The sequence below is a fragment of the Aeromicrobium alkaliterrae genome, assembly GCF_039529015.1.
GTDB lineage: Bacteria > Actinomycetota > Actinomycetes > Propionibacteriales > Nocardioidaceae > Aeromicrobium > Aeromicrobium alkaliterrae.
This window is the reverse complement of the sequence record NZ_BAAAME010000005.1, coordinates 412,635-435,471: the sequence shown is the minus strand read 5'-3', so window position 1 is coordinate 435,471 and position 22,837 is coordinate 412,635. Positions and strand designations below refer to the sequence as shown.

At 73.0% G+C, this 22,837-nt stretch carries 24 protein-coding genes and 1 pseudogene; 11 read left to right on the top strand and 14 right to left on the bottom strand.

Features of this window, described 5'->3' with window-relative positions; all coding sequences use genetic code 11:
• Positions 1-14: 14 nt before the first annotated feature.
• Together ABD127_RS16210 and ABD127_RS16205 are read right to left on the bottom strand one after the other, a co-directional pair.
• Positions 15-371 (bottom strand): annotated as a pseudogene (locus ABD127_RS16210) (GNAT family N-acetyltransferase); the annotation flags it as partial.
• A 51-nt stretch (positions 372-422) separates the two neighbouring features.
• Positions 423-788: a hypothetical protein gene (locus ABD127_RS16205; RefSeq protein WP_344203383.1), complete on the bottom strand. Its 366-nt coding sequence runs from the start codon at positions 786-788 to the stop codon at positions 423-425.
• Between the two features lie 109 nt (positions 789-897).
• Between ABD127_RS16205 and ABD127_RS16200 the strand changes: the two genes are divergently transcribed.
• Together ABD127_RS16200 and ABD127_RS16195 are read left to right on the top strand one after the other, a co-directional pair.
• Positions 898-1,824, top strand: a complete 927-nt coding sequence (locus ABD127_RS16200; RefSeq protein WP_344203381.1) for an alpha/beta fold hydrolase — start codon at positions 898-900, stop codon at positions 1,822-1,824.
• 61 nt (positions 1,825-1,885) lie between these two features.
• Positions 1,886-2,866 (top strand): Gfo/Idh/MocA family protein, encoded by a 981-nt coding sequence (locus tag ABD127_RS16195; RefSeq protein ID WP_344203379.1) that lies wholly within the window; start codon positions 1,886-1,888, stop codon positions 2,864-2,866.
• Positions 2,867-2,896: 30 nt separating this feature from the next.
• Here ABD127_RS16195 and ABD127_RS16190 read toward each other — a convergent pair whose 3' ends face one another.
• Positions 2,897-3,193, bottom strand: coding sequence for a CBU_0592 family membrane protein (locus ABD127_RS16190; protein ID WP_344203376.1), 297 nt, complete (start codon positions 3,191-3,193; stop codon positions 2,897-2,899).
• 73 nt (positions 3,194-3,266) lie between these two features.
• On the opposite strand from ABD127_RS16190, the gene ABD127_RS16185 reads away from it, so the two are divergent.
• Positions 3,267-4,193, top strand: a complete 927-nt coding sequence (locus ABD127_RS16185) for a LysR family transcriptional regulator (protein WP_344203374.1) — start codon at positions 3,267-3,269, stop codon at positions 4,191-4,193.
• Between the two features lie 16 nt (positions 4,194-4,209).
• Here the strand turns inward: ABD127_RS16185 and ABD127_RS16180 are convergent, their stop codons facing one another.
• A complete protein-coding gene (locus tag ABD127_RS16180; RefSeq protein ID WP_344203372.1) occupies positions 4,210-5,289 on the bottom strand; it encodes an alkene reductase in 1,080 nt (359 codons plus the stop codon).
• 62 nt (positions 5,290-5,351) lie between these two features.
• On the opposite strand from ABD127_RS16180, the gene ABD127_RS16175 reads away from it, so the two are divergent.
• Positions 5,352-5,723: a MerR family transcriptional regulator gene (locus tag ABD127_RS16175; protein WP_344203371.1), complete on the top strand. Its 372-nt coding sequence runs from the start codon at positions 5,352-5,354 to the stop codon at positions 5,721-5,723.
• Here ABD127_RS16175 and ABD127_RS16170 read toward each other — a convergent pair.
• Both ABD127_RS16170 and ABD127_RS16165 read right to left on the bottom strand, forming a co-directional pair.
• Entirely contained in the window at positions 5,713-6,606 is an 894-nt protein-coding gene (locus ABD127_RS16170) for an oxygenase MpaB family protein (protein ID WP_344203369.1), read from the bottom strand. The genes ABD127_RS16175 and ABD127_RS16170 overlap by 11 nt on opposite strands.
• Entirely contained in the window at positions 6,600-8,534 is a 1,935-nt protein-coding gene (locus ABD127_RS16165) for a linalool dehydratase/isomerase domain-containing protein (RefSeq protein ID WP_344203368.1), read from the bottom strand. The genes ABD127_RS16170 and ABD127_RS16165 overlap by 7 nt, the downstream gene beginning before the upstream one ends.
• Positions 8,535-8,763: 229 nt before the next feature.
• Here ABD127_RS16165 and ABD127_RS16160 point away from each other — a divergent pair, with 229 nt between their 5' ends.
• Both ABD127_RS16160 and ABD127_RS16155 read left to right on the top strand, forming a co-directional pair.
• A complete protein-coding gene (locus ABD127_RS16160; RefSeq protein ID WP_344203366.1) occupies positions 8,764-9,393 on the top strand; it encodes a TetR/AcrR family transcriptional regulator in 630 nt (209 codons plus the stop codon).
• An 83-nt stretch (positions 9,394-9,476) separates the two neighbouring features.
• Complete coding sequence (locus tag ABD127_RS16155) at positions 9,477-10,361, top strand: SMP-30/gluconolactonase/LRE family protein (protein ID WP_344203364.1); 885 nt, start codon at positions 9,477-9,479, stop codon at positions 10,359-10,361.
• Between the two features lie 11 nt (positions 10,362-10,372).
• Here ABD127_RS16155 and ABD127_RS16150 read toward each other — a convergent pair whose 3' ends face one another.
• Entirely contained in the window at positions 10,373-11,377 is a 1,005-nt protein-coding gene (locus ABD127_RS16150) for a sigma-70 family RNA polymerase sigma factor (protein ID WP_344203362.1), read from the bottom strand.
• Between the two features lie 83 nt (positions 11,378-11,460).
• Between ABD127_RS16150 and ABD127_RS16145 the strand changes: the two genes are divergently transcribed.
• Genes ABD127_RS16145 through ABD127_RS16135 form a run of 3 tightly spaced genes read left to right on the top strand, consistent with a single transcriptional unit; the run spans position 11,461 to position 12,756 of the window.
• Positions 11,461-11,781: a DUF1905 domain-containing protein gene (locus tag ABD127_RS16145; protein WP_344203359.1), complete on the top strand. Its 321-nt coding sequence runs from the start codon at positions 11,461-11,463 to the stop codon at positions 11,779-11,781.
• Complete coding sequence (locus ABD127_RS16140; RefSeq protein ID WP_344203357.1) at positions 11,778-12,440, top strand: maleylpyruvate isomerase family mycothiol-dependent enzyme; 663 nt, start codon at positions 11,778-11,780, stop codon at positions 12,438-12,440. Before ABD127_RS16145 ends, ABD127_RS16140 begins: the two co-directional genes overlap by 4 nt.
• Before the next feature lie 19 nt (positions 12,441-12,459).
• On the top strand, positions 12,460-12,756 hold the full coding sequence (locus ABD127_RS16135; RefSeq protein ID WP_344203354.1) for a DUF2277 domain-containing protein: 297 nt from the start codon (positions 12,460-12,462) through the stop codon (positions 12,754-12,756).
• 37 nt (positions 12,757-12,793) lie between these two features.
• Here ABD127_RS16135 and ABD127_RS16130 read toward each other — a convergent pair whose 3' ends face one another.
• From ABD127_RS16130 to ABD127_RS16110, 5 genes are read right to left on the bottom strand one after another with little or no spacing between them, the layout of a single operon-like run.
• Positions 12,794-13,510, bottom strand: a complete 717-nt coding sequence (locus ABD127_RS16130) for a glycosyltransferase family 2 protein (protein WP_344203351.1) — start codon at positions 13,508-13,510, stop codon at positions 12,794-12,796.
• Positions 13,503-14,063 carry an SAM-dependent methyltransferase gene (locus ABD127_RS16125; RefSeq protein WP_344203348.1) on the bottom strand — a complete coding sequence of 187 codons (561 nt, stop codon included), beginning with the start codon at positions 14,061-14,063 and terminating at the stop codon, positions 13,503-13,505. Before ABD127_RS16125 ends, ABD127_RS16130 begins: the two co-directional genes overlap by 8 nt.
• Positions 14,060-14,755 carry a PIG-L deacetylase family protein gene (locus tag ABD127_RS16120; protein WP_344203346.1) on the bottom strand — a complete coding sequence of 232 codons (696 nt, stop codon included), beginning with the start codon at positions 14,753-14,755 and terminating at the stop codon, positions 14,060-14,062. The genes ABD127_RS16125 and ABD127_RS16120 overlap by 4 nt, the downstream gene beginning before the upstream one ends.
• Positions 14,748-15,704 (bottom strand): acyl-CoA dehydrogenase family protein, encoded by a 957-nt coding sequence (locus ABD127_RS16115; RefSeq protein ID WP_344203343.1) that lies wholly within the window; start codon positions 15,702-15,704, stop codon positions 14,748-14,750. The genes ABD127_RS16120 and ABD127_RS16115 overlap by 8 nt, the downstream gene beginning before the upstream one ends.
• 49 nt (positions 15,705-15,753) lie before the next feature.
• Positions 15,754-17,133 carry an MFS transporter gene (locus ABD127_RS16110; RefSeq protein ID WP_344203340.1) on the bottom strand — a complete coding sequence of 460 codons (1,380 nt, stop codon included), beginning with the start codon at positions 17,131-17,133 and terminating at the stop codon, positions 15,754-15,756.
• Between the two features lie 73 nt (positions 17,134-17,206).
• On the opposite strand from ABD127_RS16110, the gene ABD127_RS16105 reads away from it, so the two are divergent.
• A complete protein-coding gene (locus tag ABD127_RS16105; protein WP_344203337.1) occupies positions 17,207-18,622 on the top strand; it encodes an NAD-dependent malic enzyme in 1,416 nt (471 codons plus the stop codon).
• A gap of 15 nt (positions 18,623-18,637) precedes the next feature.
• Here ABD127_RS16105 and ABD127_RS16100 read toward each other — a convergent pair whose 3' ends face one another.
• Positions 18,638-20,860, bottom strand: a complete 2,223-nt coding sequence (locus ABD127_RS16100) for an S-layer homology domain-containing protein (RefSeq protein WP_344203334.1) — start codon at positions 20,858-20,860, stop codon at positions 18,638-18,640.
• 136 nt (positions 20,861-20,996) lie between these two features.
• On the opposite strand from ABD127_RS16100, the gene ABD127_RS16095 reads away from it, so the two are divergent.
• Entirely contained in the window at positions 20,997-21,938 is a 942-nt protein-coding gene (locus tag ABD127_RS16095) for an NAD(P)H-dependent flavin oxidoreductase (RefSeq protein WP_344203331.1), read from the top strand.
• Between the two features lie 10 nt (positions 21,939-21,948).
• Here ABD127_RS16095 and ABD127_RS16090 read toward each other — a convergent pair whose 3' ends face one another.
• Positions 21,949-22,782, bottom strand: coding sequence for a helix-turn-helix transcriptional regulator (locus ABD127_RS16090; RefSeq protein WP_344203329.1), 834 nt, complete (start codon positions 22,780-22,782; stop codon positions 21,949-21,951).
• Positions 22,783-22,837 lie beyond the last annotated feature (55 nt).

Below are 22,837 nucleotides of genomic sequence, written 5' to 3'. Positions count from 1 at the left end.
CGTCGGCGGCGGGCTCAGTCCGTGGCGGTCGACTCCGGCACGCCGTAGACGAGGGGCACGTACTCCTGGTGGCGGCCGATCCACCCCTTGTAGAAGGGGCACAGCGGGAGCACCTTGCGGCGGCCCTCGCTGCGGACCTCGTCGAGCGAGACCCGCACGATGGCGGAGCCGACACCCTTGCCCTCGAAGCGCCGGTCGACCTCGGTGTGGGTGAACACGATGAGGTCGTCGGTCAGGATGTACTCCGCGAAGCCGGCGCTCTCGCCGTCGATCTCGGCGCGGTAGCGCTTGCGGTCGGGGTCGTGGACGACCTGGATGTCGCTCATGGGGTGGGCCCTTCGTCGGTGGTGGCGCCTGGTGCCTCGCGGACTCCTACGGTCCCACGACCACGCCGAGCGCCCCCACGTCGGACCGTCCCCGCCTCACGCCTTGCGGTCGGCCAGGACGGCGGCGACGTTCAGGCTCGCCCAGGTGAGCGTCGCGCCGAGGACCTTCGCCCTGCCGGCCGCGCTCGTCGCCTCACGGCTCAGCAGCACCGCGTCGGAGAGGTCGAGCGCGACGCGGGCCACCATCGCCTGCTCGCGGGCGCGCGTCGACGGGGCGAGCAGCGCCAGGCCGCTGATCGCCAGGTCGCGGGGCCCGAACAAGCGGGCCACCACGTCGTACTCGGGCTGCTTGAGAGGGCTGCTGGTCAGGGCAGCGCCGAGGTGGCGCGGCTTGGCGAGCGCGAACACGGCGTAGCCGGCCGTCGCCGCGGACAGGATCGTGCTGTAGCTCGGCTTCTTCATGGCTCGACGCTACGGACGTCGGCCTGAGCCCGCACCTCGGTCTGCGCCCGACGCCACCTCGGTCGAGACTGGGGGCGCACCTTTTCCGTCAGCCCCGAGGAGCCCACCCATGAGCGAGGCCACCGGCATCGATCGGCTCACGGTCCGCACCGACGACCTGGAGCTCGCCGCGCTGGCGTGGGGCCCGTCGTCCGGCCCGCTCGCGCTGCTCCTGCACGGGTACCCGGACTCGCCCCACTCGTGGCGAGCGGTGGCCGAGCAGCTGGCGGCCCAGGGGTACCGCGTGGTCGCGCCGTGGACCCGCGGCTATGCCCCGTCGGACGTGCCTCGGGACGGGTCCTTCCACATCGGAGCCCTGGCGCACGACGCTCGTGAGCTCCACCGTGTGCTCGGCGGTGACGGGCGCGCGGTGCTGGTCGGGCACGACTGGGGGGCCGTGGCCGCGCACGCGGTCGCCGGCACGGACGGGCAGCCGTTCCGTCGCATCGTCGCGATGTCCGTGCCGCCGCTCGGCGCGATGCTGGCCCACGACGACGGTCGCCTCGCGTGGCTGGGCCGCGTCGGGAGACAGGTGCTCCTGAGCTGGTACATGGCCTTCCAGCAGGTGCCGGTGCTCTCGGAGCGCTCGCTCGACCGGCTCGTGCCCCTGCTCTGGCGACGGTGGTCGCCGGGCCTGCGGTCCGGCGTCGAGGTGGACGCCGCGTGGGAGGCGATCCGGGACCGCCGCTCCGAGGTGCTCCGGTACTACCGGCACGCGGCTCCGTGGAGCAGGGTCCCGCGCCGGTACCGGGCGGCCCAGGCCGGGGTGGCGCGCCGTCCGGTCGTCCCGGTGCTCTACCTGCACGGGGTCGACGACGGATGCATCCTGCGGGACTGGAGCGATCGCACGCTGTCCGTCCTGCCGCCGGGGAGCCGGGTCGAGACCGTCCCGGACGCGGGGCACTTCCTCCAGGTCGAGCAGCCCGACGTCGTGGCGGCGCACGTCCTCGCCTTCGTCGGCGTGCCCGACGGCGACGCCGAGCGCGCCGACCCGTGAGGTCGGGGCAGGCTCGTCGGACGCCGGTCAGGGTGAGGCTGCGTCCCCGTACCGTGGCTCCATGACGACACTGCGCTGGGGGCTCCTCGGGCTCGGCGGGATCTCGCGGAAGTTCGCCGCCGACCTGCGGGTGGCGGGGCTGGACCTCGCGGCCGTGGGGTCACGCGCCCAGGAGTCGGCCGACCGCTTCGCCGCCGAGGTCGGTGCCCCACGGGCCCACGGCAGCTACGCCGCGCTGGTCGACGACCCGACGGTCGACGTCGTCTACGTCGGCACGCCTCACCCGTTCCACGCCGAGCACGCGCTCCTGGCGCTCCGGGCGGGCAAGCACGTGCTGGTCGAGAAGCCGTTCACGCTCAACGCAGCGCAGGCGCGCGAGGTCGTCGCGGAGGCCGACGCGCGCGGGCTCGTCGTGCTCGAGGCGATGTGGACCCGGTTCCTCCCGCACATGGTGCGGCTGCGCGAGCTGGTCGCCGCCGGAGCGCTCGGCGAGGTGCGGGCGCTGACGGCCGACCACAGCCAGCGGCTGCCCTCCGATCCGGGTCACCGGTTGCAGGACCCGGCGCTCGGCGGCGGCGCCCTGCTCGACCTGGGGATCTACCCCGTGTCGTTCGCGTGGGACGTGCTCGGGGCACCGACCTCGGTCACGGCGCGGTCGGTGCCGACGGCCACGGGGGTCGACGCACAGACGTCGGTGGTCCTCACGTACGCCGGCGGTCAGCACGCCGTGACCCACTCGGCGCTCGACGTCGCCGGTCGCAACGACGCCGTGGTGCTGGGCACCGAGGCGCGCGTCGAGATCGACCCGACGTTCTACCAGCCGACCTCGCTGCGACTCGTGGCCTCGGACCGTCGGGTCCTCGAGACCTTCGACGGGTCCGTGCCGGGCCGGGGCATGCAGTTCCAGGCGCTCGAGCTCGAGCGGCTCGTGCGCGAGGGGCGCTCCGCGTCCGACGCGTTGCCGCCGCACGAGAGCGTCGCGATCATGGAGACCCTCGACGAGGTCCGTCGACAGATCGGACTCGTCTACCCGGGCGAGTGACGGTTGCTGGCTCACCGCTCCCGGTGGGGGTCAGCTGCAGAGGGCGACCGAGTCCTGCGACTCCACCGTGACCGGGACCTCGCGCTGGCGCCGGCGCGCGGCGGCGATCGTCACGAGAGCGTGCAGTCCGACGGCGGCCCAGACGGCGTTCGAGAACGCGCTGCCCCAGGCCCCGTAGACGGCGCTGGCCAGACACCCCATCGTGCCGCCGACGGCGTTCAGGGCGGCGTAGCGCCACGAGTCCACCGACAGGCGGCCGCGGGCCACCAGCACGTAGGCGACGAAGGTGCCTCCGGCACCGAGCCACCCCAACATTCCTGCGATCACGAATCAATCGTGACCGCACGTCGCATTCAGAACAATTGAATTCGGATTCACCTGGGGTTTAGAGTTTCTGAACATGGAGATCGATCCCCGCCGCGTGCAGATCCTGCTCGCCGTCGCCCGCTACGGCGGGGTCCTCGCGGCCGCCGACGAGCTGCGTCAGACGGCCTCGGCGGTGTCGCAGCAGATCAGCAAGCTCGAGCGCGAGGTCGGTCAGCCGCTGCTGCGCCGGACCCCGTCCGGGTCGGTGCTGACGTCGGCCGGACGCATCGTCGCGGAGGCCGCCGACGAGATCGAGCGCAGCCTCGAGGTGGCGCGCTCCCGCCTGACGAGCGCCGACGCCGCGCTCGACGGCACCGTCGTGATCGGAGGCTTCACGAGCTTCCTCCGGGCCGTGCTGGTGCCGCGGCTCGGCGAGTGGCGTGAGCGCTACCCGCAGCTGACGATCCGGGTCAGCGAGGAGCCCCCGGCCCAGCTCATGCGCGAGATGCGGCGCGGCAACGTCGACGCGGCGGTGCTGGAGTTCGACGCCGGCAGCGAGCTGCCGCTGCCGAAGACGTTCGTCGAGGAGCCCCTGCTCGACGAGCCGTGGCGACTCGTCGTGCCGTCGGGCACGCTCGTGCCGCACAGCCTCGAGGAGCTGCGTCTGATGTCGGAGCCCTGGCTCGGCACCGACCCGACGAGCGCGAGCGCGGCAGCGGTCGAGCGGCTGCAGCGGGCCGCCGGCATGCACGGCCGCGTCGTGCACCACTACCGCGAGACCCAGACCGCGCTCTCGCTCGTCGCGGCGGGCGAGGGCGTCACGGTGCTGCCGCTGCTCGCGCTCCAGGGGCTCGTCGAGCCGGGGGTCGAGACGGTCGACCTGCCCGGCCTCGGCACCCGCCGGGTCGTGCTGCGGCGGCTCGCCCGTCGGACCGGCGCGGAGGCGGCGGTCGACACCGTCGTCGAGCTGGTCCGCGAGACGCTGGCCGACGTCGAGGCGCTCGAGCCGACGAGTCCCTGAGGCGCCGCGTCCCGGCTCAGGCGCCGTGGGCGTAGGCCGGGTAGGTGATGTAGCCCTGGTCGCCGCCGGCGTACCAGGTGGCCTCGTCGTCGTCGGCGATCGGCAGGTCGACCCGCAGTCGCTCGACGAGGTCGGGGTTCGCGATGAACGAGCGTCCGAAGCTGATCAGGTCGGCACCGAGGTCGAGCCAGTGGTCGGCGGCCTTGCGGTCGGCCTTCGACGGGCCACCCGGGAAGACCGGGTTCACGATCATCGTGCCCTTCCAGGCGTCGCGCAGTGCGATCAGGACCTCCTCGTCGGTCGTGGCCTCGAGGTGGACGTACGCGAGGTCGAACCGAGCGAGCTCGGTCAGCAGCGCGGCGTACAGCTCTGGCACCTCGGTCTCGTGGGCGTTCCAGATGCCGGCGCCGGGCGAGAGGCGGATGCCGGTGCGGGACCCGCCGACCGCGTCGACCGTCGCGCCGACCGCCTCGACGGCGAACCGGATCCGATTGCTGATCGAGCCGCCGTACGAGTCGGTGCGCAGGTTCGCGCTGGACGACAGGAACTGCGAGATGAGGTAGCCGTTGGCCCCGTGCAGCTCGACGCCGTCGAAGCCGGCCTCGATGCCACGCCTGGCCGCGTCGGCGTAGGAGGTGACGTGCTCGGGGATCTCGGCCAGGGCGAGCGCGCGCGGCTCGGGGCCGGGCTTCATGCCGGTCGGCGTGAAGACGTCGGCGCCGACCGGCACGGCCGACGGCCCGACCGGCTGGACCCCGGTCGTCTCGGGGTGGGAGACGCGGCCGCCGTGCATGAGCTGGGCGAAGATGCGACCGCCGTTGACGTGGACGGCCTCGGTCACGGGGCGCCACGACGCGACCTGCGCGTCGGTGTAGAGGCCGGGTGTGCCGGGGTTGGACTGGCCGACGAGGCTGGGCTGCACGCCCTCGGACACGATGAGCCCCGCGCTGGCGCGCTGGGCGTAGTAGGTGGCCATCGAGGGCGTCGCGAGTCCGTCGCCGGCGGCGCGGACGCGGGTCATGGGTGCCATCACGACCCGGTTGGGCAGGTCGAGGTCGGCGAGACGGAAACGGTCGAAGAGAGTGCGATCGGTCATGCTTGCTACGCTAAACCCTGACACTGACGTAAGAGGCAAGTCTTGAGAGCGGAGTCACACGGATGCGGATCGGCGAGCTGGCCAGACGAACCGGAGCGAGCGTGCGCTCCCTGCGCTACTACGAGGAGCAGGACCTGCTGGCCAGCACCCGCACGCCGAGCGGCCAGCGCACGTACGTCGAGTCCGACGTCGACCGTGTCCTCTTCCTGCAGCGGCTCTACGCCGCCGGACTGACGAGCGCCACGATCCTCGAGCTCCTCCCGTGCGCCTACGACCCCAGCACCAGAACCTCCGACGCCGCGTTCGACCGCCTGCTGCAGGAGCGCGATCGCGTCGACCGGCAGATCGACGACCTCGTGCGCACGCGGGAGGCACTCGACCGCATGATCACGACGAACCGCGCCCACCGCGACTCCCTCGCCGTCAGTCGCTGAGGCCGGCCGACCTCCCCCGCGGCCCCTGGTAGCCGACGTCCTCGATCGGCCGCTCGCCGTAGCGGGCGGTGCCGAAGCTCGTCACGAGCGAGCGGTCGAGCGGCACGGGGCGGGGGCCGACGGTCCGCGCGTAGGTCCCCAGCGTGCGGCTGACCAGCGGCACGATGCCGGCCGACGGCTCGGGCAGGCCGTGCACCTCGCGGAGCTCGGGTGGGCACAGGGCCGCGACGACGTGCCGGTCCCAGCGCTGGATCGGCCGTGGCAGGCACCGCTGGCCGAACGCCGTCACGAGCGCATCGGCGACGCCGCGGCCCTCGTGGCTCGCGTCGTACTCGCGCTGCTCGTAGGCGTGCGCCCACGTGCGCAGCTCGTCACGGCTCTCCGGGATGTCGGTGATGTGCTGCAGCTCGGCGACCGACCTCCAGAACAGCCAGTGCGACTCCAGCTCGGTCGGGGTGAACAGCGACGCCCCGAGGCGGCCCGTGAGCGCCTCCGGGTCGAGCGCGAGGGTGGCCAGCGTGTACAGCGAGTCCTCGTTGCGCAGCGGGAAGTGCGCGTGGATGCGGTTGAGGCGCTCGATCCACTGCCGCCCCGTCGGCGAGCCCGGGCCGTGGTCGAGCAGCTGGCCGAAGAAGACGATCGTGTCGTCGTTGCGGCGGATCGTCTCGCGCACGATGTCGCCCGTGCCGTGGCGGTAGAGCGTGCGCGCCATCGTCGGCACGGCGACCTGCTTGAGGAACGCGACCGTGAACAGCGAGTACACCAAGGGCGTGTAGCCGTGCAGCGTCACGAGCGACAGGCGCGCGACCTCGTCGGCGTCGGCGACGGGATCGAGTGCGGCGATCTGGCGCTGGACCGACCGGCCCGGCACCCGCCTCACCACGTCGGCTCCACCCGGAGCTCGGTCCGGCCGCCGAGGTCGACCTCGAGGTGCAGCACGCCGTCGACGTCAGCGGTCGACTCGCTGCAGGTGGCCCCGACGATCGCGTAGCGGCCTCCTGGACGGAGGCGGTCCACCTGCACCCGGGTCCGCACGGGCCCGTCGCCCGGGCGGAGGACGCACTCCAGGGCCCGGCCGTCGGTGAAGGCCCGGGCCACGAGGACCTCCGGGTAGGCGGCCTCGGCCAGGCGCGGGCCGGTGCGCCAGGACTCCGGGGTTCCGTGGCCGACGAGGTCGCGCAGACCGGACTGCCGCCCGAACCGCGCCATGAGCGCGTAGAGGTTGCCCTGGGTCGAGAGCCCGGCGTAGCGAGCGGCGCCACCCTCGCGCTCGACCGTCTCGGTCCGGTCCAGGTCGGCGAGCACGCTGCTGGCGACCTGCTCGTCCCCGATCTCGCGGGCGGCCATCGCGAGCAGCACCTGGCCGAAGGTCGGGCGTCCGAACGCGTACGAGCCCGAGTCGCACCGGTTGGCGAGGCTGGGCGGGAGCGCGTAGTGGCCGTCCGTCTCCTGCAGGACCGTCTCGCGCATCAGCCACCACGAGCGGTGGGCGAGGTCCGGCATCGTCGGGTGCATCCAGTAGGTCGTCGGCAGCCAGACACCGTCACCGGACCACGGACTCCACGACAGGCCGAGCGTCTCGGACCGCACGCCGATGATGCGCCCGTCGGGGCGGTGGAACTCCTCGACGTACGCGCGCCGGATGCGCTCCTCCAGGCCGGGGAGCATCGACGACCCGTGCAGGCGGTCGTGCAGCGCCAGGGTGTTGACGCCGAACGTGTTGCACACCGGGTAGATCCAGCGGGGCTCGCAGGAGTAGAGGGTGTACGCCGAGCGCTCCATGTTGCGCTGGATCGACGACGTCAGCGAGCCGAACTCGTACGGGTACTGCTCGCCGTCGTCCCACCGGTACGTCAGCGCACCGGGGCGTGAGAAGCGGTCGTCCGACAGGGTCTCGAACATCCCGACGGAGACGCCCTGCCAGCCCGTCAGCATGATGTTGTCGTCGTTGTCGACCGGATCGCGCCCGAGGGCGAACCGGCCCCACGCGTTCTCGACCGCCCAGTACCCCCAGACGCGGCGGTCGCTCATCTTGGCGATCGACCGGGCGTGCGCCTCGGTGAGGTAGCCGGCGAACGCGGGCGCGTGGGTGAACTGGTAGATCGACAGCGCGTAGCCGAGGATGCAGAGCTGGTAGCGCAGGGCGGCCTCGCGGAACTGGTCGCGGCGGTCGAAGCCCGCGAAGTCCTCGAGCGGCTGGAGCGCGAGGTCGAGCGCGAACCGCAGGTGCGCGAGGTCGTCGGGCGAGGCCTCGCCGACCGGCAGGTTCGGCCGGGAGGGGAGCGCGGTCACGGCGAACTCCTGCGTGGCCAGTGCGGTGTTGAGGCGAGCGGCCCGGCGCAGCCGGCGGCGGTGCCGGACCAGGTGCGCGACGAGAGCCAGCGCGAGCAGCGCCGGGACGATGGCAGCGGTCACGACGAGTCCGGTCGGGTCGGGCGTGCCGTGACCGAACGCGAGGATCGCGATCACGTCGAGGACCCAGACGGCGATCGGCGCGGCGAACGCGCCGATCATCCACCACAGGAGCACGCAGACGGCGAAGCTCGCCAGCACGATCGCGCCGTGCAGGACGTGGCCGTGGGCCAGGTGCGCGCCGCCGGGGACGTAGAGGCTCGCGCCGACCTCGGTCAGCCGCTCGTGCCCGGTCAGGACCAGGGCGGTCGCGACGGCCCAGAGGCCGGTGTAGGCGCCGAGCACCCGAGCCATGACCCGGCGGGTGACCGGCGGGAGCGCCGGCGCGTGGTCGTCGAGGAGAGGGGCGCGGACGGGCTCGGTCCGGAGGTCGGAGGACGACGGGTGGGTGCTGGTCATCGCGCACCGCCGGGGACCTCGTAGTGCGCGGGCGGGGGCATCTCGGCGTCGAGCCGACCACCGCTCTCCCCGCGGATCCACTGCCGCGGAGCCCGGAGGAGTCGGCCCACGGCAGCCAGGACCGCGATGGCGGCGACGCAGCAGAGCATGGTGTCTCCAATCAGGAACTGTGTCGTAGCAGTTCCTGTTCAACGTGGCACGCGGCCCTGTCGACTGTCAAGATGGGCGCATGCCTGCCACCCCGGGACCGCCGAGGACCTACGGCGGCGTCCCCGAGGCCGAACGCCGCACCGATCGTCGCGACCGGCTCGTCGCGGCCGCCCTCGACCTCGTGGGGTCGGACGGCGTCGTCGCGCTCACGGTCGGCTCGGTGTGCAGCCAGGCGGGCGTGGCGAAGCGGTACTTCTACGAGAGCTTCGCCTCGATGGACGACCTGCTCTCGGCGACCCTGCAGGAGGTGTTCGACCGGGTCGGCGCCGCGGTCGCCTCGACCAGCCTCGAGGCGGGAGCCACGGCCCGCGACCTGCTCGTCGCGGCGGTCGGAGGGGCGATCGACGCGATGGACGACCCCCGCATCGCCCGCCTGTACCTGGAGTCGGCCGGGAACGCCGCGCTGCTGGCGACGCGGGACCGGGCCGTCGACGGCTTCGTCGACCAGCTTCTCGCCCTGGTTGCCGGGGGAGGCGAGCTTCGGCCGTCCGACCAGGTCACGGGCCACCTCCTCGTCTCCGGGGCGACCCACGTCGTGGCCCTCTGGCTCCAGGGTCGCCTCGACCTGAGCCGTGACGAGCTCGTCGCCCACATGGTCGACCTCGGTGTGCAGGCCGCCGACGGCATCGGCGGCCAGCCGCCGGCGTGACCGGCGCCACACGCCCCGACGTAGGGTCGACGGCACCGGCTCCGGAGTGCGGGGCCGCCCAGCGACCGAAGGGCACGTGCGCCATGGAGCGGAGCTTCACCGAGATCGTCAGCGGGCAGTCGTTCACCGAGGCGCCGCGGTGGCACGAGGGCCGCCTGTGGTTCTCCGACTTCTACACGCTGCTCGTCCAGTCGGTGCGCGAGGACGGCTCCGACCTGCGGCTCGAGGCGGAGGTGCCGGGCCAGCCGTCGGGGCTCGGGTGGCTGCCCGACGGGCGCCTGCTGATCGTCTCGCAGCACGACCACCTGGTCCTGCGCCGCGAGCCCGACGGCACGCTCGTGACCCACGCCGACCTGTCGTCCCTGGTGACGGCCCACCTCAACGACATGGTCGTCGACGCCGAGGGTCGCGCGTTCGTCGGCAACTTCGGGTTCGACCTGATGGGGGGCGACGCGGTGACCTCGTCGAGCCTGATCCGGGTCGACCCCGACGGCACCGTCACGCCCGTCGCCGACGAGCTGTGGTTCCCCAACGGGATGGCGATCACGGCCGACGGCCGGCTCCTGGTCAACGAGACCTTCGGCAACCGCGTGACGTCCTTCGCGATCGCGGCCGACGGCTCGCTGACCGACCGGCGGACCTGGGCCAGCTTCGGCCCGGAACCGGTCGAGGCCCCGCTCGAGACCGCTCTGGCGGGCCTCGTGATCGCGCCCGACGGGTGTGCCATCGACGACGAGGGACACCTCTGGATCGCCGACGCGATCGGCGGTCGCGTCGTGCGGGTGCGCGAGGGCGGCGAGATCGTCGAGGAGATCACCGCGACGACCGGTGTCTTCGCCTGCGCGCTCGGCGGGGCCGACGGCCACACGCTGTTCCTCAACGCGGCACCGGACTTCCTGGAGTCGAACCGCCGGCCGGTGCGCGAGGCGACGATCCTGGCGACCCAGGTCGACGCCACGGCCCCCTAAGCGGGTCCCGCTCAGCCCAGGGTCGGAGGCAGGCCGAAGCGGGCGAACGCCTCAGGTTCGAGGAAGCTCGTGATCGTGCTGATCCGGCTGCCGCGCGTGGCGAGCACGTTGATCGACCACGGCGTGTGCGTGGCGGCGCCCTCCGGCCGGAGGTAGAGCGCGATCGCGGGTGTGCCGTTGGCGATGACAGGGAGCCACTGCCACTCACCGCACGAGCCCATCGGCACGTGTCGGGTGAAGTCGGTGACGGCCGCGCGGCCGCGGTACCAGTCGGGGAGGGGTGGCATCGACCACGTGACGTCGTCGGTGAGGAGCGCGGTGAAGCGGTCGAGGTCGGCGGCCTGCAGGGCGGTGGCGAACTCCTGGGCGAGCGCGAGCTGCTCGGCTGAGTCCGCTTGTGACGCGTCACGCTCGGGGAGGGCTTGGGCGAGTGCTCGACGAGCACGCGCGAGAGCCGAGTTGACCGATGCTGTCGTGGTGTCCATGACGTCGGCGATCTCTGCCGCGCTGAGGCCGATGACCTCGAACAGCAGCAGGGCCGCGCGCTGGTTGCCCGGCAGGTGCTGCAGCGCGGCGACGAACGCCAGGTCGACGGCCTCGCGCGCGAGGGCCTGGTCGCCGGGGTCGTCCGGCATCGGGCCCAGCCACGCCGTGTCGACCGCGGGCGCCGACTCCAGGACCGCGTGGGCGCTCGACGGACCGAGGTCCATCGGGAGGGCACGGCGCGCCCGTGCTGAGCGCCCGTCGAGGCACACCCGTGTGGCGATGGAGTACAGCCACGTGCGGACTGAGCTGCGTCCCTCGAACCGGCCGATCGCTCGCCAGGCGCGGACGAGCGTGTCCTGCAGGGCGTCCTCCGCGTCGTCGAACGAGCCGAGCATCCGGTAGCAGTGAGCCCGGAGCTCCGGTGACAGCGGCCCGACGAGTCGACTGAACGCGCCATGGTCGCCAGAGCGTGCCTGCTGCAGGTCGCTGGCGTCGTCGGTCGAGCTCGCGGGAGAGAAAGTTCTCGCCATGGCGACGATTCTGGCAGGCCCGGCCGGTCTGACCTGGTGACGAGAACGTCTCGCCGCCGCAGACCCTCACGAGAGGACCGACCATGACCGAGAGCTCCGACCTCCTCGACCACGTCTTCACCGCGCCGATCGGGGTGGAGGTGAGAGGCGACCTCTGGCCGTGCGTCGAGGTGCCGGGTTCCGCCGAGCTGCTCGGCACCCGGCGGGCCGTCCGGGTTGACGCGACGGTCGACGACGTCCGCATCAGCGACATGGGGCTGATGGTGACGGGCCGCGGCGGCCACATGCTGTCCCTCAGCGCGAAGGTGAGGCAGCGGCTCGGCAAGGAGCTCGGCGACACCGTCACGGTGCGCCTCGAGCGACGTCTGCCGCCGAAGGGCCAGCGCGCCGGGTCGGCGCGATGAGCGCCGCCGCGGACGGCGCCGGATGGGACCGTCACCGCATCGCTCGTGCGGTGGGCGAGGAACGGCTGAGGCTTGCCGACTACCTGGACGACCTGAGTGCCGACCAGTGGGCGGTCCGCTCGCTGTGCACCGAGTGGACCGTCCGCGACGTGGCCGCGCACCTGACCACCACGACCCGCGCCACGATCCCCTTCCTCGTGCGCGAGATCGTCCGCGCGCGGGGGAGCTTCGACCGCATGGAGTCGACCGTCGCCCGTGAGCGCTCCGCCCGCTTCGGGGCCGACGAGATCGTCGAGCAGCTCCGCGAGAGCGCACGGTCGACCCGCCGCATCGCGGGCAGCGCCCCGATGGATCCGCTGATGGACCTGGTCATCCACCAGCAGGACGTCGCGCGGCCCCTCGGCGTCCCGCTGGTCGCGCCGCTCGACCGGGTGCGCGTCTCCCTCGCGTACGTGGCGGCCAACCGCTTCATGGGCGGGCCGCGTCGTGTCGGCGGCCTGACCCTCGTGGCGACCGACGCGGAGCTCGTGATCGGCACCGGACCCGAGGTCCATGGTCCGGCGATCGACCTCCTTATGGTCGCCGCCGGTCGCCCCGCCGCGATTCGGGGGCTCGCGGGACCGGGCCTGGGTCTCCTGACACGACGCCTGCACGGCTGAGGAGGGTTACCGTCGGAGCATGTGCCGGAACATCCGAGTCCTTCACAACTTCGACCCGCCGACGACCGACGACGAGGTCCGTGAGGCCGCGCTGCAGTTCGTGCGCAAGGTCAGCGGGTCGACCCGGCCCTCGCAGGCGAACGCCGAGCCGTTCGAGCGTGCGATCGACGAGATCGCCGCGGCCACGCGCCGCCTGCTCGACGACCTCGTGACCAAGGCGCCGCCGAAGAGCCGGGAGCGCGAGGCGGTCAAGGGGCGCGAGCGCCACGAGAAGCGGATGGAGCGCGAGGTCCGCATCCGCACCGGCGCGGGCTGACCCCGCGCCCAGCGGCGACGGGCCGCGTGAGTCGGGTCTACGCCACGACGTGGTGCTCCTCGGTGCGGCCCTCGTCGGCGAGGTCGGCCGCGACCCCGCCGTCGACCCGCGACAGGTGCCGGGCAGACGTCGTGACGGCGACGTCCTCGAGCCAGACCGCTGTCGCGCCGCCGTCGAGCAGCCGGGTCACGAGGTCGACGTCCTCGTGCAGCGGCAGGTCGTGGAACCCGCCGACCTCGACGTAGGACGTCGCGCGCACGCCGAGGTTGGCCCCGTGCACGTGCCCGTGGTCGTGGCCGGTCGGGCGACGCTGCCGGTACCGGCGCAGCCAGCGGGGATGACGCCGCGCGTCGTCCGGCGACAGCGCGACGGTGCCGAGGACCAGGTCGGCACCACCGGCAGCCTCCTGGACCTGGCGCAGGAGCCACCGCGGTGGCACGAGGCTGTCGGCGTCGGTGAGGGCGAGCCAGAGGCCGCCGGCGTCGTGCGTGCGGTCCAGCGCCCACGCGCAGCCGATCGCCCGCGCGGCCCCGACGTTTCCCTCGCTGACGACCAGGACGTGTGCGCCCGCTGCGGTCGCGAGCTCGGCGGTGAGGTCGGAACAGCCGTCCGCCACGACGACGACCTCGACCGTCGTCGGAGCCGGGAGGTTCACGGCCGCGGTCAGGACGGAATCGACCGCGGCGCCGATCGTCAGCGCCTCGTCGCGGGCCGGGATCACGACCACGACGTGGTCGACCTGGTGCTCAGCCACGACCCAGCACCTCCAGCCGGAAGTCGTCCTCGAGGTGCTGCACCAGCGTGACCAGACCGCTGGCGGCCGCCACCTCGGCGTGGGCGTGATCGCCCGTGCACGCGGCCTCGGCGAACGGGTGGCGCCAGTGCACCAGGACGAGGTGGCCGTCGGGGCTCAGGCTCTCGAGGACGCGGGCCAGAACCCCTGCTCGGTCCTCGGCCGAGAGGAAGTACAGGATCTCCGAGAGCACCACGAGGTCGAGCTCGCCGGCGGGCCAGGCGTCCGGCACCGTGGCCTCCGCGAAGGTGACGTGCTCGGACGGGACAGCGGCTCGCGCCGTCGCCAGCGGGGCGGCGACGGTGTCGGTCGCGATCAGCTCGTCGCACCGCGGCGCCAGGAGTGCGGTGAGCAGCCCGATCGAGCAGCCGGGCTCGAACGCCCGGCGATAGCGCCCGCGGGGAAGGCTCGCGACGGTGACCTCGTACTTGCGCTGCTCGTACGGTCGCTCGGCGAGGTGCCACGGGTCGGACGAGCTCGCGTACATCTGCTCGAAGTACTCCGCGGCGGTCACGCGATCACGACCTCGGGGGCCTCGATCGCGTGGCGCAGGAGCGCCTCCTCGACGATCGCTGCGTCGGCGGCTGCGTCGCCGACAGGACTCACCTGGGTGGCGAACGCCGCGAGGGCTGCGCACTTGCGCCGCTCGGCGTCCGCGCCGAACGCGAGGCGACGGGCCGACGGCAGCCACTCCTGGGCGTCCGGCCGGGTCCAGACCCAGGTCCAGATCGGGAAGCGCCAGAGGGTCGGACCGTCGGCGCACAGCTCCACGGCGACCTCGCCGAGGGCGTCGTGGTCCGGGTGCCCGTCGGCCTCGAACGGGGCGAGCACGAGGTCGGCGGCACCGACCATCGGCTGCAGGAGTGCGCGCAGCTCGTCGCGCGCAGCGGTCAGCCCGCCGTCCGGCAGGCCGAGGCGGTAGATCGTCGGGTCCTCGAACCCGAGCCGGGCGAGTGCGTCCTGGAGCTCCCCCGGGCGACGCGCGCGCAGCTCCTCGGCGGAGATGGCGGTGCTGTCGGGGTGCGAGGCCTCGCCGTCCGTCGCGGTCACGAACGTGACCGGGCGGTCGACCTGCCCGGCGAGCCAGCCGCCGACGGCCAGGACCTCGTCGTCGGGGTGCGCGGACAGCACGAGAACCCGTCCACCCGGGTCGTCGGCCGGGAAGAGCGGCAGGGTCGTCAAGGTCGTGCGCCAGTCCTCAGGCATCGCGGATCACCTCCAGGGAGCCGAGCCGGGCCAGGTCGCGCTCGGCGTGGTGCTGCCGGACGAAGACCTGCAGGTCGTGCACGTGCTCGGCGTGCGCGGCGTCGAAGGCCAGAGGTCCGGGGCCGAGAGCGCGGTCGACGTGTTCCACGACGGTCGCCGCGACGTCGGCGGCGTGGGCGCGCAGCGACTGGGCGAGGCGCTCGGCCCGCACGCCGTCGAGGTCCTCGTCGTCGACCAGGTCGGCGGCGCCCCGGATCGCCAACCAGGCCGTGTCGAGCGCGGATCTCGTCGCTCCCAGGTGGGCGCGGCCGTGGGGGTCGAGGCGGTCGGCGGCGGCCTCGAGCGTCGCGGCGACGCCGCACGCGCCGCCGATCCAGCACACCGCGATGCCGATCGCGCCGAGCCAGAAGCCTGGCCGGTCGACGTAGGCACCGGCTGCACCGACAGGTCGGGCGGCCACGCGCTCGAAGGTCAGGGTCGCGGTGCCGGCGCGCCGCATGCCGGCGCCGGTCCACGGCCTCGCCCCGCCGTCGGGGTGGATGCCCTCGGCGCCGACGTCGACGGCGAAGAGGCGGCTGCCGTCATCGGTCTCGGCGGTCACGAGGGCGTGTGTCACGAGCGAGGCGCCCGAGCAGAACGCCTTGGTGCCGGACAGCGTCCATCCGTCGTCGTGCTGGGTCGCGGTGAGGACGGCGAACGGCGGCTCGGCCGCCCACACGGCCCAGATCTCGTCAGCGGCGGGACCGGGCAGGCCGAGGTCCTGCAGGATCGCGGCAGCGTCGTGGTGCGGCTCGACCAGCTTGACCAGGGGGAGGTCGCGAGTCGCGAGGTCGCGGAGGGCCGTCCAGCGGTCGGCCGTCCTTCCCGCACCGGGCTGGGGCCACGGCTCGGCGGTGTGCGGCAGCAGGTCCTCGTGAGTCAGGACGGTGCGGGCGGGTGGTGCGGGCATGGGTCCTCCGGACGACGGTGCGCCCGGCTGACTGCTGAACCAGGAGATCTCACGGTCTCACGGCTGTGGCCGTGCGCAACCTGTCGGACCGCAGGCCGACCCCGGAGACCACGGCGCTGAGCACGAGCAGGGCCGCCGTCACGACCACGACGCGGTGGAATCCCGCGATGTCCAGCACCCCGCCGGTGATCACGCCGACGAAGGCGACCGCCACCAGGCCCGCGACCCGGGCGATCGCGTTGTTGACGGCCGAGGCGATGCCGGACTCGCCCGGGTGGATCTCGGCCAGGACGGTCGACGTCAGCGGCGTCACGGTCGTGGTGATGCCGAGTCCGAACAGGATGACGCCGGGCAGGATCTGCCACCACACGTCGAGCGGCTCGCTCGCGGTGAGCATCCAGAGGAAGCCGGCCGCCACGAGGAGCGGGCCGACGGTCATGAAGGGGCGGGGGCCGAACCGGCCGGCGAGCGAGCCCACGCGGCTCGACAGCGCGAGCGAGATCAGGGTCGTCGGCACCATGATCAGCCCGGACACGGTCGCCGAGAGACCGCCGACCTCCTGGATCACGAGCGGGATCACGAGGGTGCCGAGCCCGAGGGCGGCGTAGATGCCGACCGTCGCGAGGTTGCCGACCGCGAAGGCCCGCACGCGGAACAGCCGCAGCGGCATCATCGGGTGCGGCGCTCGAGCCTCCCACGCGACGAACGCGCCCAGGCACACGAGCCCGCCGACCAGCGCCGTGACGGCGAGCGGGTGGTCGAAGCCGATGCGCTGGCCCTCGATCAGGGCGAACACGGGGCCCGCGAGACCGAGCGCGGCCAGGACCGCGCCGACCGCGTCCACGTGGGCCTCGCCGTCGGTGCCGTGGTGCGCGTCGCGCGGCAACCGGGCCACCAGGGCGAGGGTCACGACCACCGGCACGATGACGATGCCGAAGACCCAGCGCCACCCGACCGTGTCGACGAGTCCGCCGCCGGCCAGCGGTCCGATCAGGAACGCGACGCCGGTCCACGCCGTCCAGGTGCCGATCGCGCGGGGCATCGCGGGGCCCGTGAACGTCGAGGTGATGAGCGCGAGGCTCGACGGCACGAGCAGAGCACCGGCCACGCCCTGCAGCGCGCGAGCGGCGATCAGCGTCTCGCCGGTCGGGGCCAGGGCCGCCAGCAGCGAGGTCGCCGCGAAGCCGAGGAGCCCGGCGGTCAGGATCCGCAGCCGCCCGAAGGTGTCCGAGAGGGAACCGGCGACCAGCATGAGGGAGCCGAGGGTCAGCAGGTAGCCGTCGACGACCCACTGCTGCAGCGTGACCCCGCCGCCGAGCTCGTCCTCGATCGCCGGCAGGGCGACGTTGACGATCGAGCCGTCCAGGAATGCCACGAACGACGCCAGGATCGCGATCACGAGCACGGTGCGCTGCTGATCGTCCGTCACAGGGGAAGGTTAAGTCCGAGGTGACCCGTGGGTAGGGGTGGACACGCGCTCCGGGACCGCATGGGATGGACGGGTGAGCGACGAGACCCAGCCCCATCCGAAGACGCCCAGCGTCTCCTACTCGATCACGGTGCGCCTCGAGGTGCCGGCCGGAGCCTCGGCGGTGGGTGAGCTGACCTCGACCGTCGAGTCCGCCGGGGGACTCGTGACCGCGCTCGACGTCGCGCCGTCCGGGGTCGACCACCTGCGCATCGACCTGACGGCGGCGACGTCGGACACCGACCACGCCGACGCGATCGTCGAGGCGCTGGAGGCCGTCTCCGACGTCGCGGTCAAGAAGGTCTCCGACCGCACGTTCCTGATGCACCTCGGTGGCGTCATCGAGGTCGCGACGAAGCACCCGCTGCGCAACCGCGACGACCTGTCGATGATCTACACCCCCGGCGTCGCGCGGATCTCGCAGGCGATCGCGAAGGACAAGGAGGACGCCCGACGCCTGACGATCAAGCGCAACAGCGTCGCGGTCGTGACCGACGGCTCGGCGGTGCTGGGCCTGGGCAACATCGGCCCGCACGCCGCGCTGCCGGTCATGGAGGGCAAGGCCGCGCTGTTCAAGTCCTTCGGCGACATCGACGCCTGGCCGATCTGCCTCGACACCCAGGACACCGAGCAGATCATCGAGACGGTTGCGGCGATCTCGCCGGGGTTCGCGGGCATCAACCTGGAGGACATCTCGGCCCCCCGCTGCTTCGAGATCGAGGCGCGCCTGCGCGAGCGCCTCGACATCCCGGTGTTCCACGACGACCAGCACGGCACGGCGATCGTCGTGCTGGCGGCGCTCGAGAACGCGCTGCGGGTCGTCGGCAAGCGGCTCGACTCGGCCCGCCTGGTGCTCGTCGGAGCCGGCGCGGCCGGGACGGCGGTCCTCAAGACGCTCGTCCACGCGGGCGCGGCCGACGTCGTGGTCTGCGACGTCGAGGGCATCGTGCACCCGGACCGGCCGGGCCTGGACCCGTCGCTGGCCTGGACGGCCGAGCACACCAACGCGGCTCGCCTGACCGGCACCCTGCGCGACGCCCTGCCCGGCGCCGACGTCTTCATCGGCGTCTCGGCGCCCAACATCCTGGGGGCCGCCGACGTCGAGACGATGGCCGACGACGCGATCGTGTTCGCCCTGGCCAACCCCGACCCGGAGATCGACCCGGGGCTCGCCCGACGCCACGCGGCGGTCGTCGCGACGGGCCGGTCGGACTACCCCAACCAGATCAACAACGTGCTGGCGTTCCCCGGCATCTTCCGCGGTCTGCTCGACGCGCAGAGCCGCGGCATCGACATGGACGTGCTCGTGGCCGCCGCCGAGGCGATCGCGTCGACCGTGACCGCCGAGGAGCTGGGCCCGAACTACATCATCCCGAGCGTCTTCCACCCCGACGTGCACGAGCGGGTCGCGTCCGCGGTGCGCGGCGTCGTGGAGCGCTCGCGAGCCTGACGGCGCTCGCCGTCGTCAGCAGGCCGGTGCGGGTCCGGCTCCCGTCGTGACGAAGCCGCAGGCCTTCTCCGGGAGCATGGGCACGTCGTTGGACTGCTCCAGCCTCGTCACGTCGACCAGGTGACGCGCCGGGTCGGTGCCCACCGCTCGGACCCACACGGGCAGTCGGACCTGGGCGGCCGTGCCGGCGAGGACGACCGAGGCGTGGTCGGCCTCGAGCAGGGACGGCACGACCTCGAAGTGGACCTCGCTCGTCAGCAGCCGGGCGCGCTCCACCGTGATCGCGGTGTCGGTGATCTGCTCGAACGACGTGCGGACGAACGTGTGCTCCGGCCACGGACCGTCCAGCGGGGAGCCGTCGCGCAGCTCGACGGCCTGGTGAGCGGTGCGGATCAGGGAGTCGACGACGGAGATGCGGCCGGCGTCGTCGCCGGTGATGCCGGTCGAGGCCCAGCGGATGACCGTGCGGGTCAGGTCCAGCTCGCCGCCGTCGCGCACCACGACCCCGCCCCAGTCGGAGTCGGTCGGCCTGACGGGATGGCCGTTGCGGTCCAGGACGCTCGACAGCGTCACGGGCAGGCCCGAGGCCCCCGTGGCGACGAGCTTCCCCTCGACCACGATCGACTGCCCGAGGTTCACCCAGTACTGGCCCGCGGGCATCGTGAGCGTCGCGCCGGCCGCCACGGTGAGGTCGCCGGAGGCAGGGCCGACGCCGAGCCCGACGACCCCGTTCTCGAAGGACCCGCTCGTCGTGACGGTCCCGCCGATCAGGATGGGGTCGCGCGAGGTCGAGACCCGGTTCACGCGGATGAGTGACGGATCGAGGTTCGACGACCGCACCACGACGGGCGACAGCCCGGTGGAGCCGTTGATGTTGCGCACCACGGGTGGCGTCACCGAGTCGGCCAGGTAGATCGCGTGGTCGCGCATGTCGTCGAGCAGCGAGTCCTGCACCGAGAACGACGCGACGGGCCCCGGGAAGACCCCCGCGACGCCGATCTCGGCCGAGCCGAAGCTCAGGTGTGAGGCGTCGATCGAGCCGCCGGGCAGCACCCGCACCCCGCGCCAGAACCCGTCCTGGTCGCCCTCGAACGGGATGCGCGCGCCGATGGGCTGCTCGGCCGTGCCGAGCGCGACCAGGCTGCCGGCGACCTCGATCGCCCGCTGGATCTCCACCACCAGGTCCGTGCCCGGAGCGATCGTCAGCGTGACGTCCTCGGCGACCAGCACGTCGCGACCGACGGCGATCGTGTCGATCCCGTCGGTCCCCCACGTGGTGTCCTCGTCGATCGTCCCGGCGACGCGCAGCGTGGTGCTCGTCGCCTCGACCAGCACCGGTGCGCTGGTCTCGGGCTCGCCGGCGTCGGGACTTGTCCGCCGCACCTGCACGGCGAGCTGGTGACCCACGTCGGCGGCGCGCACCGTGTACGACCGCGTGGTGGCGCCGGCGACGGGCTGGCCGTCGATCAGCCACTGCACCGCGACGGCGTCGTCGGGGTCGCTGCCGACGTCGACCGCCACCGTGCGTCCGGGAGCCACCACGCCGACGACGACGGGCTCCATCGGATCGGGTGTCTGCAGCACCCCGTCGGCCCGGAACAGGAACGCGGCCATCTGCTCGCGCAGGACCGGGGCCGAGGGTGCGAACGTGCGGTTCGGTGCCGTTCCGTAGCCGGTCGAGATGCCCTGCTCCGAGAGCCACTGGATCTGGCTGAAGAACACGTGCGAGACCGGCACGTCGACGAACGGGAGCTGGGCCGGCAGGGGAGGGACGGGGCCCTCGGCCAGGCGGTTGATGAAGGCGGCCATCTGCTCGCGCAGGACCGGCTGGCCGGGACGGAAGGTCCCGTCGGCGTAGCCGGTCGTGATGCCCTCGCGCTGGAGCCAGACGATCTCCTTGAAGAACACGTGCGTCGTGGGGACGTCGACGTAGGGCGAGGTCGTCGGCACGCCGTTGACGGCCGGGGACCCGGCGAAGCGGTAGAGGAACGCGGCCATCTGCTCCCGCAGCACGGGGGCCGCGGGCTGGAAGGACGGTCCGCTGGGGCCCGCGTACCCGGTGGAGATGCCCTGGTCCGCGAGCCAGGCGATCTCGGCGGCGAAGACGTGGTTCGGCGAGACGTCGGTGAAGCGGGTCGTCTGGCCGCTGGCGCTGCCGCCGGAGCCTGCCGTCAGCAGTGCTCCGACGAGCAGCGCCGTCACGATCCTGGTCAGTACCCGTGCCCCGCGTCCGACCATGGTGGTGTCCTCTTCTCGTGGTGCGTCGAGAATGGCACCGGCGCGCCGGATCCGCACGAGATCGGGGAATCAGGACGAATAATTGACGCCGATGTCAAATCACTGGTAGACGTCGGGGGACCCAGGAGGACGCCCCATGTCCGCAGCACCGTTCCGCAACCGACTGACCGAGCAGCTGGGCATCACCGTCCCGGTGCTGTCGGCGCCGATGGGGTGGGTCGCTCGGGCCCCCCTCGTGGCGGCCGTCTCCGAGGCCGGCGGCCTGGGCCTCGTGCCCGGATCGCTCGACCTCGCCACGATCGAGGCCGACCTCGCGGAGGTCCGGTCGCTGACCGACCGGCCGTTCGGGGTCAACATCCCCATCGCCTTCGCGCAGGACCCGGCGATCGTCGGCCTGATCGCCGACGCCGGAGTCCGGTTCGTCACGACCTCGGCAGGATCCCCGGCGCGGTTCATCGAGCCGCTGAAGGAGATCGGCGTGACCGTGTTCCACGTCGTCCCGACGCTCGCGACTGCCGAGAAGGCGATCGCGGCGGGCGTCGACGGACTCGTCGTCGAGGGCAGCGAGGGTGGCGGGTTCAAGAACCCGGCCGAGGTCTCCACGATGGTGCTCGTCCCGCTGCTCGCCGACCGTTTCGACGTCCCGATCGTCGCCGCCGGCGGGATCGCCGACGGGCGCACGATGCTCGCGGCGATGGTGCTCGGCGCGGAGGGCGTGCAGATGGGCACGCGGATGCTCGCCTCGCGCGAGTCGTCGGTGCACGCCGCGGTCAAGGACGCGATCCTCGGGGCCTCGGAGGCCGACACCTTCATGCTCAACCGCACGGTCGGCCGACCCATGCGGGTGCTGCGCACCGCGACGTCGGAGCTGGCCGACGGTCAGGACGTCCGCCCGTTGCTCGCCCGCATCACCGAGACGTACCACGACGGGGACCTCGACGCGTCCCTGCTGCAGGCGGGCCAGGTGGCCGGCCGGATCGACTCGCTCGAGACCGTCGCCGAGATCCTGCGCGAGGCGGTGGCCTCGTTCGACGCTCGCCTGCACGAGCTGGTCCGCGGCCGCACCGTCGACGCCTGAGCGTCGTCGGTCAGGTGCGCGCCGCGAGGACCGACAGGAGCTGGAGCTTCTCGTGGCTCTCGCTGCCCGGGACCGCGGTGTAGACGAGCAGGTGGTGTGCCTGGGCCGGGTCGTGCAGGATCTGGCAGCTCAGCTCGATCAGCCCGACCTCGGGGTGCTGGTAGCGCTTGAGCTCGCGCGGCAGGACCCCGACCTCGTGCTCCTTCCACACGGCCCGGAACTCCTCGCTCGACTCCAGGAGGAGCTCGGTCAGGTGCGCGGCCCTCGACCGCGGTCCGCGCAGCGACAGCACGCCTCGCAGTCCCGAGGCGTAGAGCCGGGAGTAGTAGGAGTGGTCCTCGGGCGGGTGGAGCGCACGGGCCGCGGGGTCGGTGAACCACCGGTAGCCGATGCTCCGGGCGGGACCGGTGTGGCGGGTCAGGTCGCCGAACAGCGCGACCCCCTGGGCCGTCTGCCGCAGCGTCTCGCCGAGCTCGGTCACGATCTCGGCGGGCGTGTCGGTGAGGCGGTCGAAGATCCGGAGCATGCCGGGGCCGACGTGGTCGCTGCCCGCGCCCCGCGGTGGAGCCTGGTGCCCCGCGAGTCGGAACAGGTGGTCCCGCTCGTCGACCGAGAGGTGCAGCCCCTGGGCGATCGAGGCGATCATCTGCTCCGACGGCTGCGGCCCGCGCTGTCGCTCGATGCGGGCGTAGTAGTCGGTCGACATGTGGCACAGCGCCGCGACCTCCTCACGCCGGAGGCCGCTCGTGCGGCGCCGCTGACCACGAGGCATCCCGACGTCCTCCGGCTGCAGGGCCTCACGGCGCAGGCGGAGGAACTCGGCGAGCCCCGCGCGATCGATCATGCGAACAGTCTGGCGCGTACCGCCTTGCTCAGCCACGGATCGTCAGGCCGTGGAT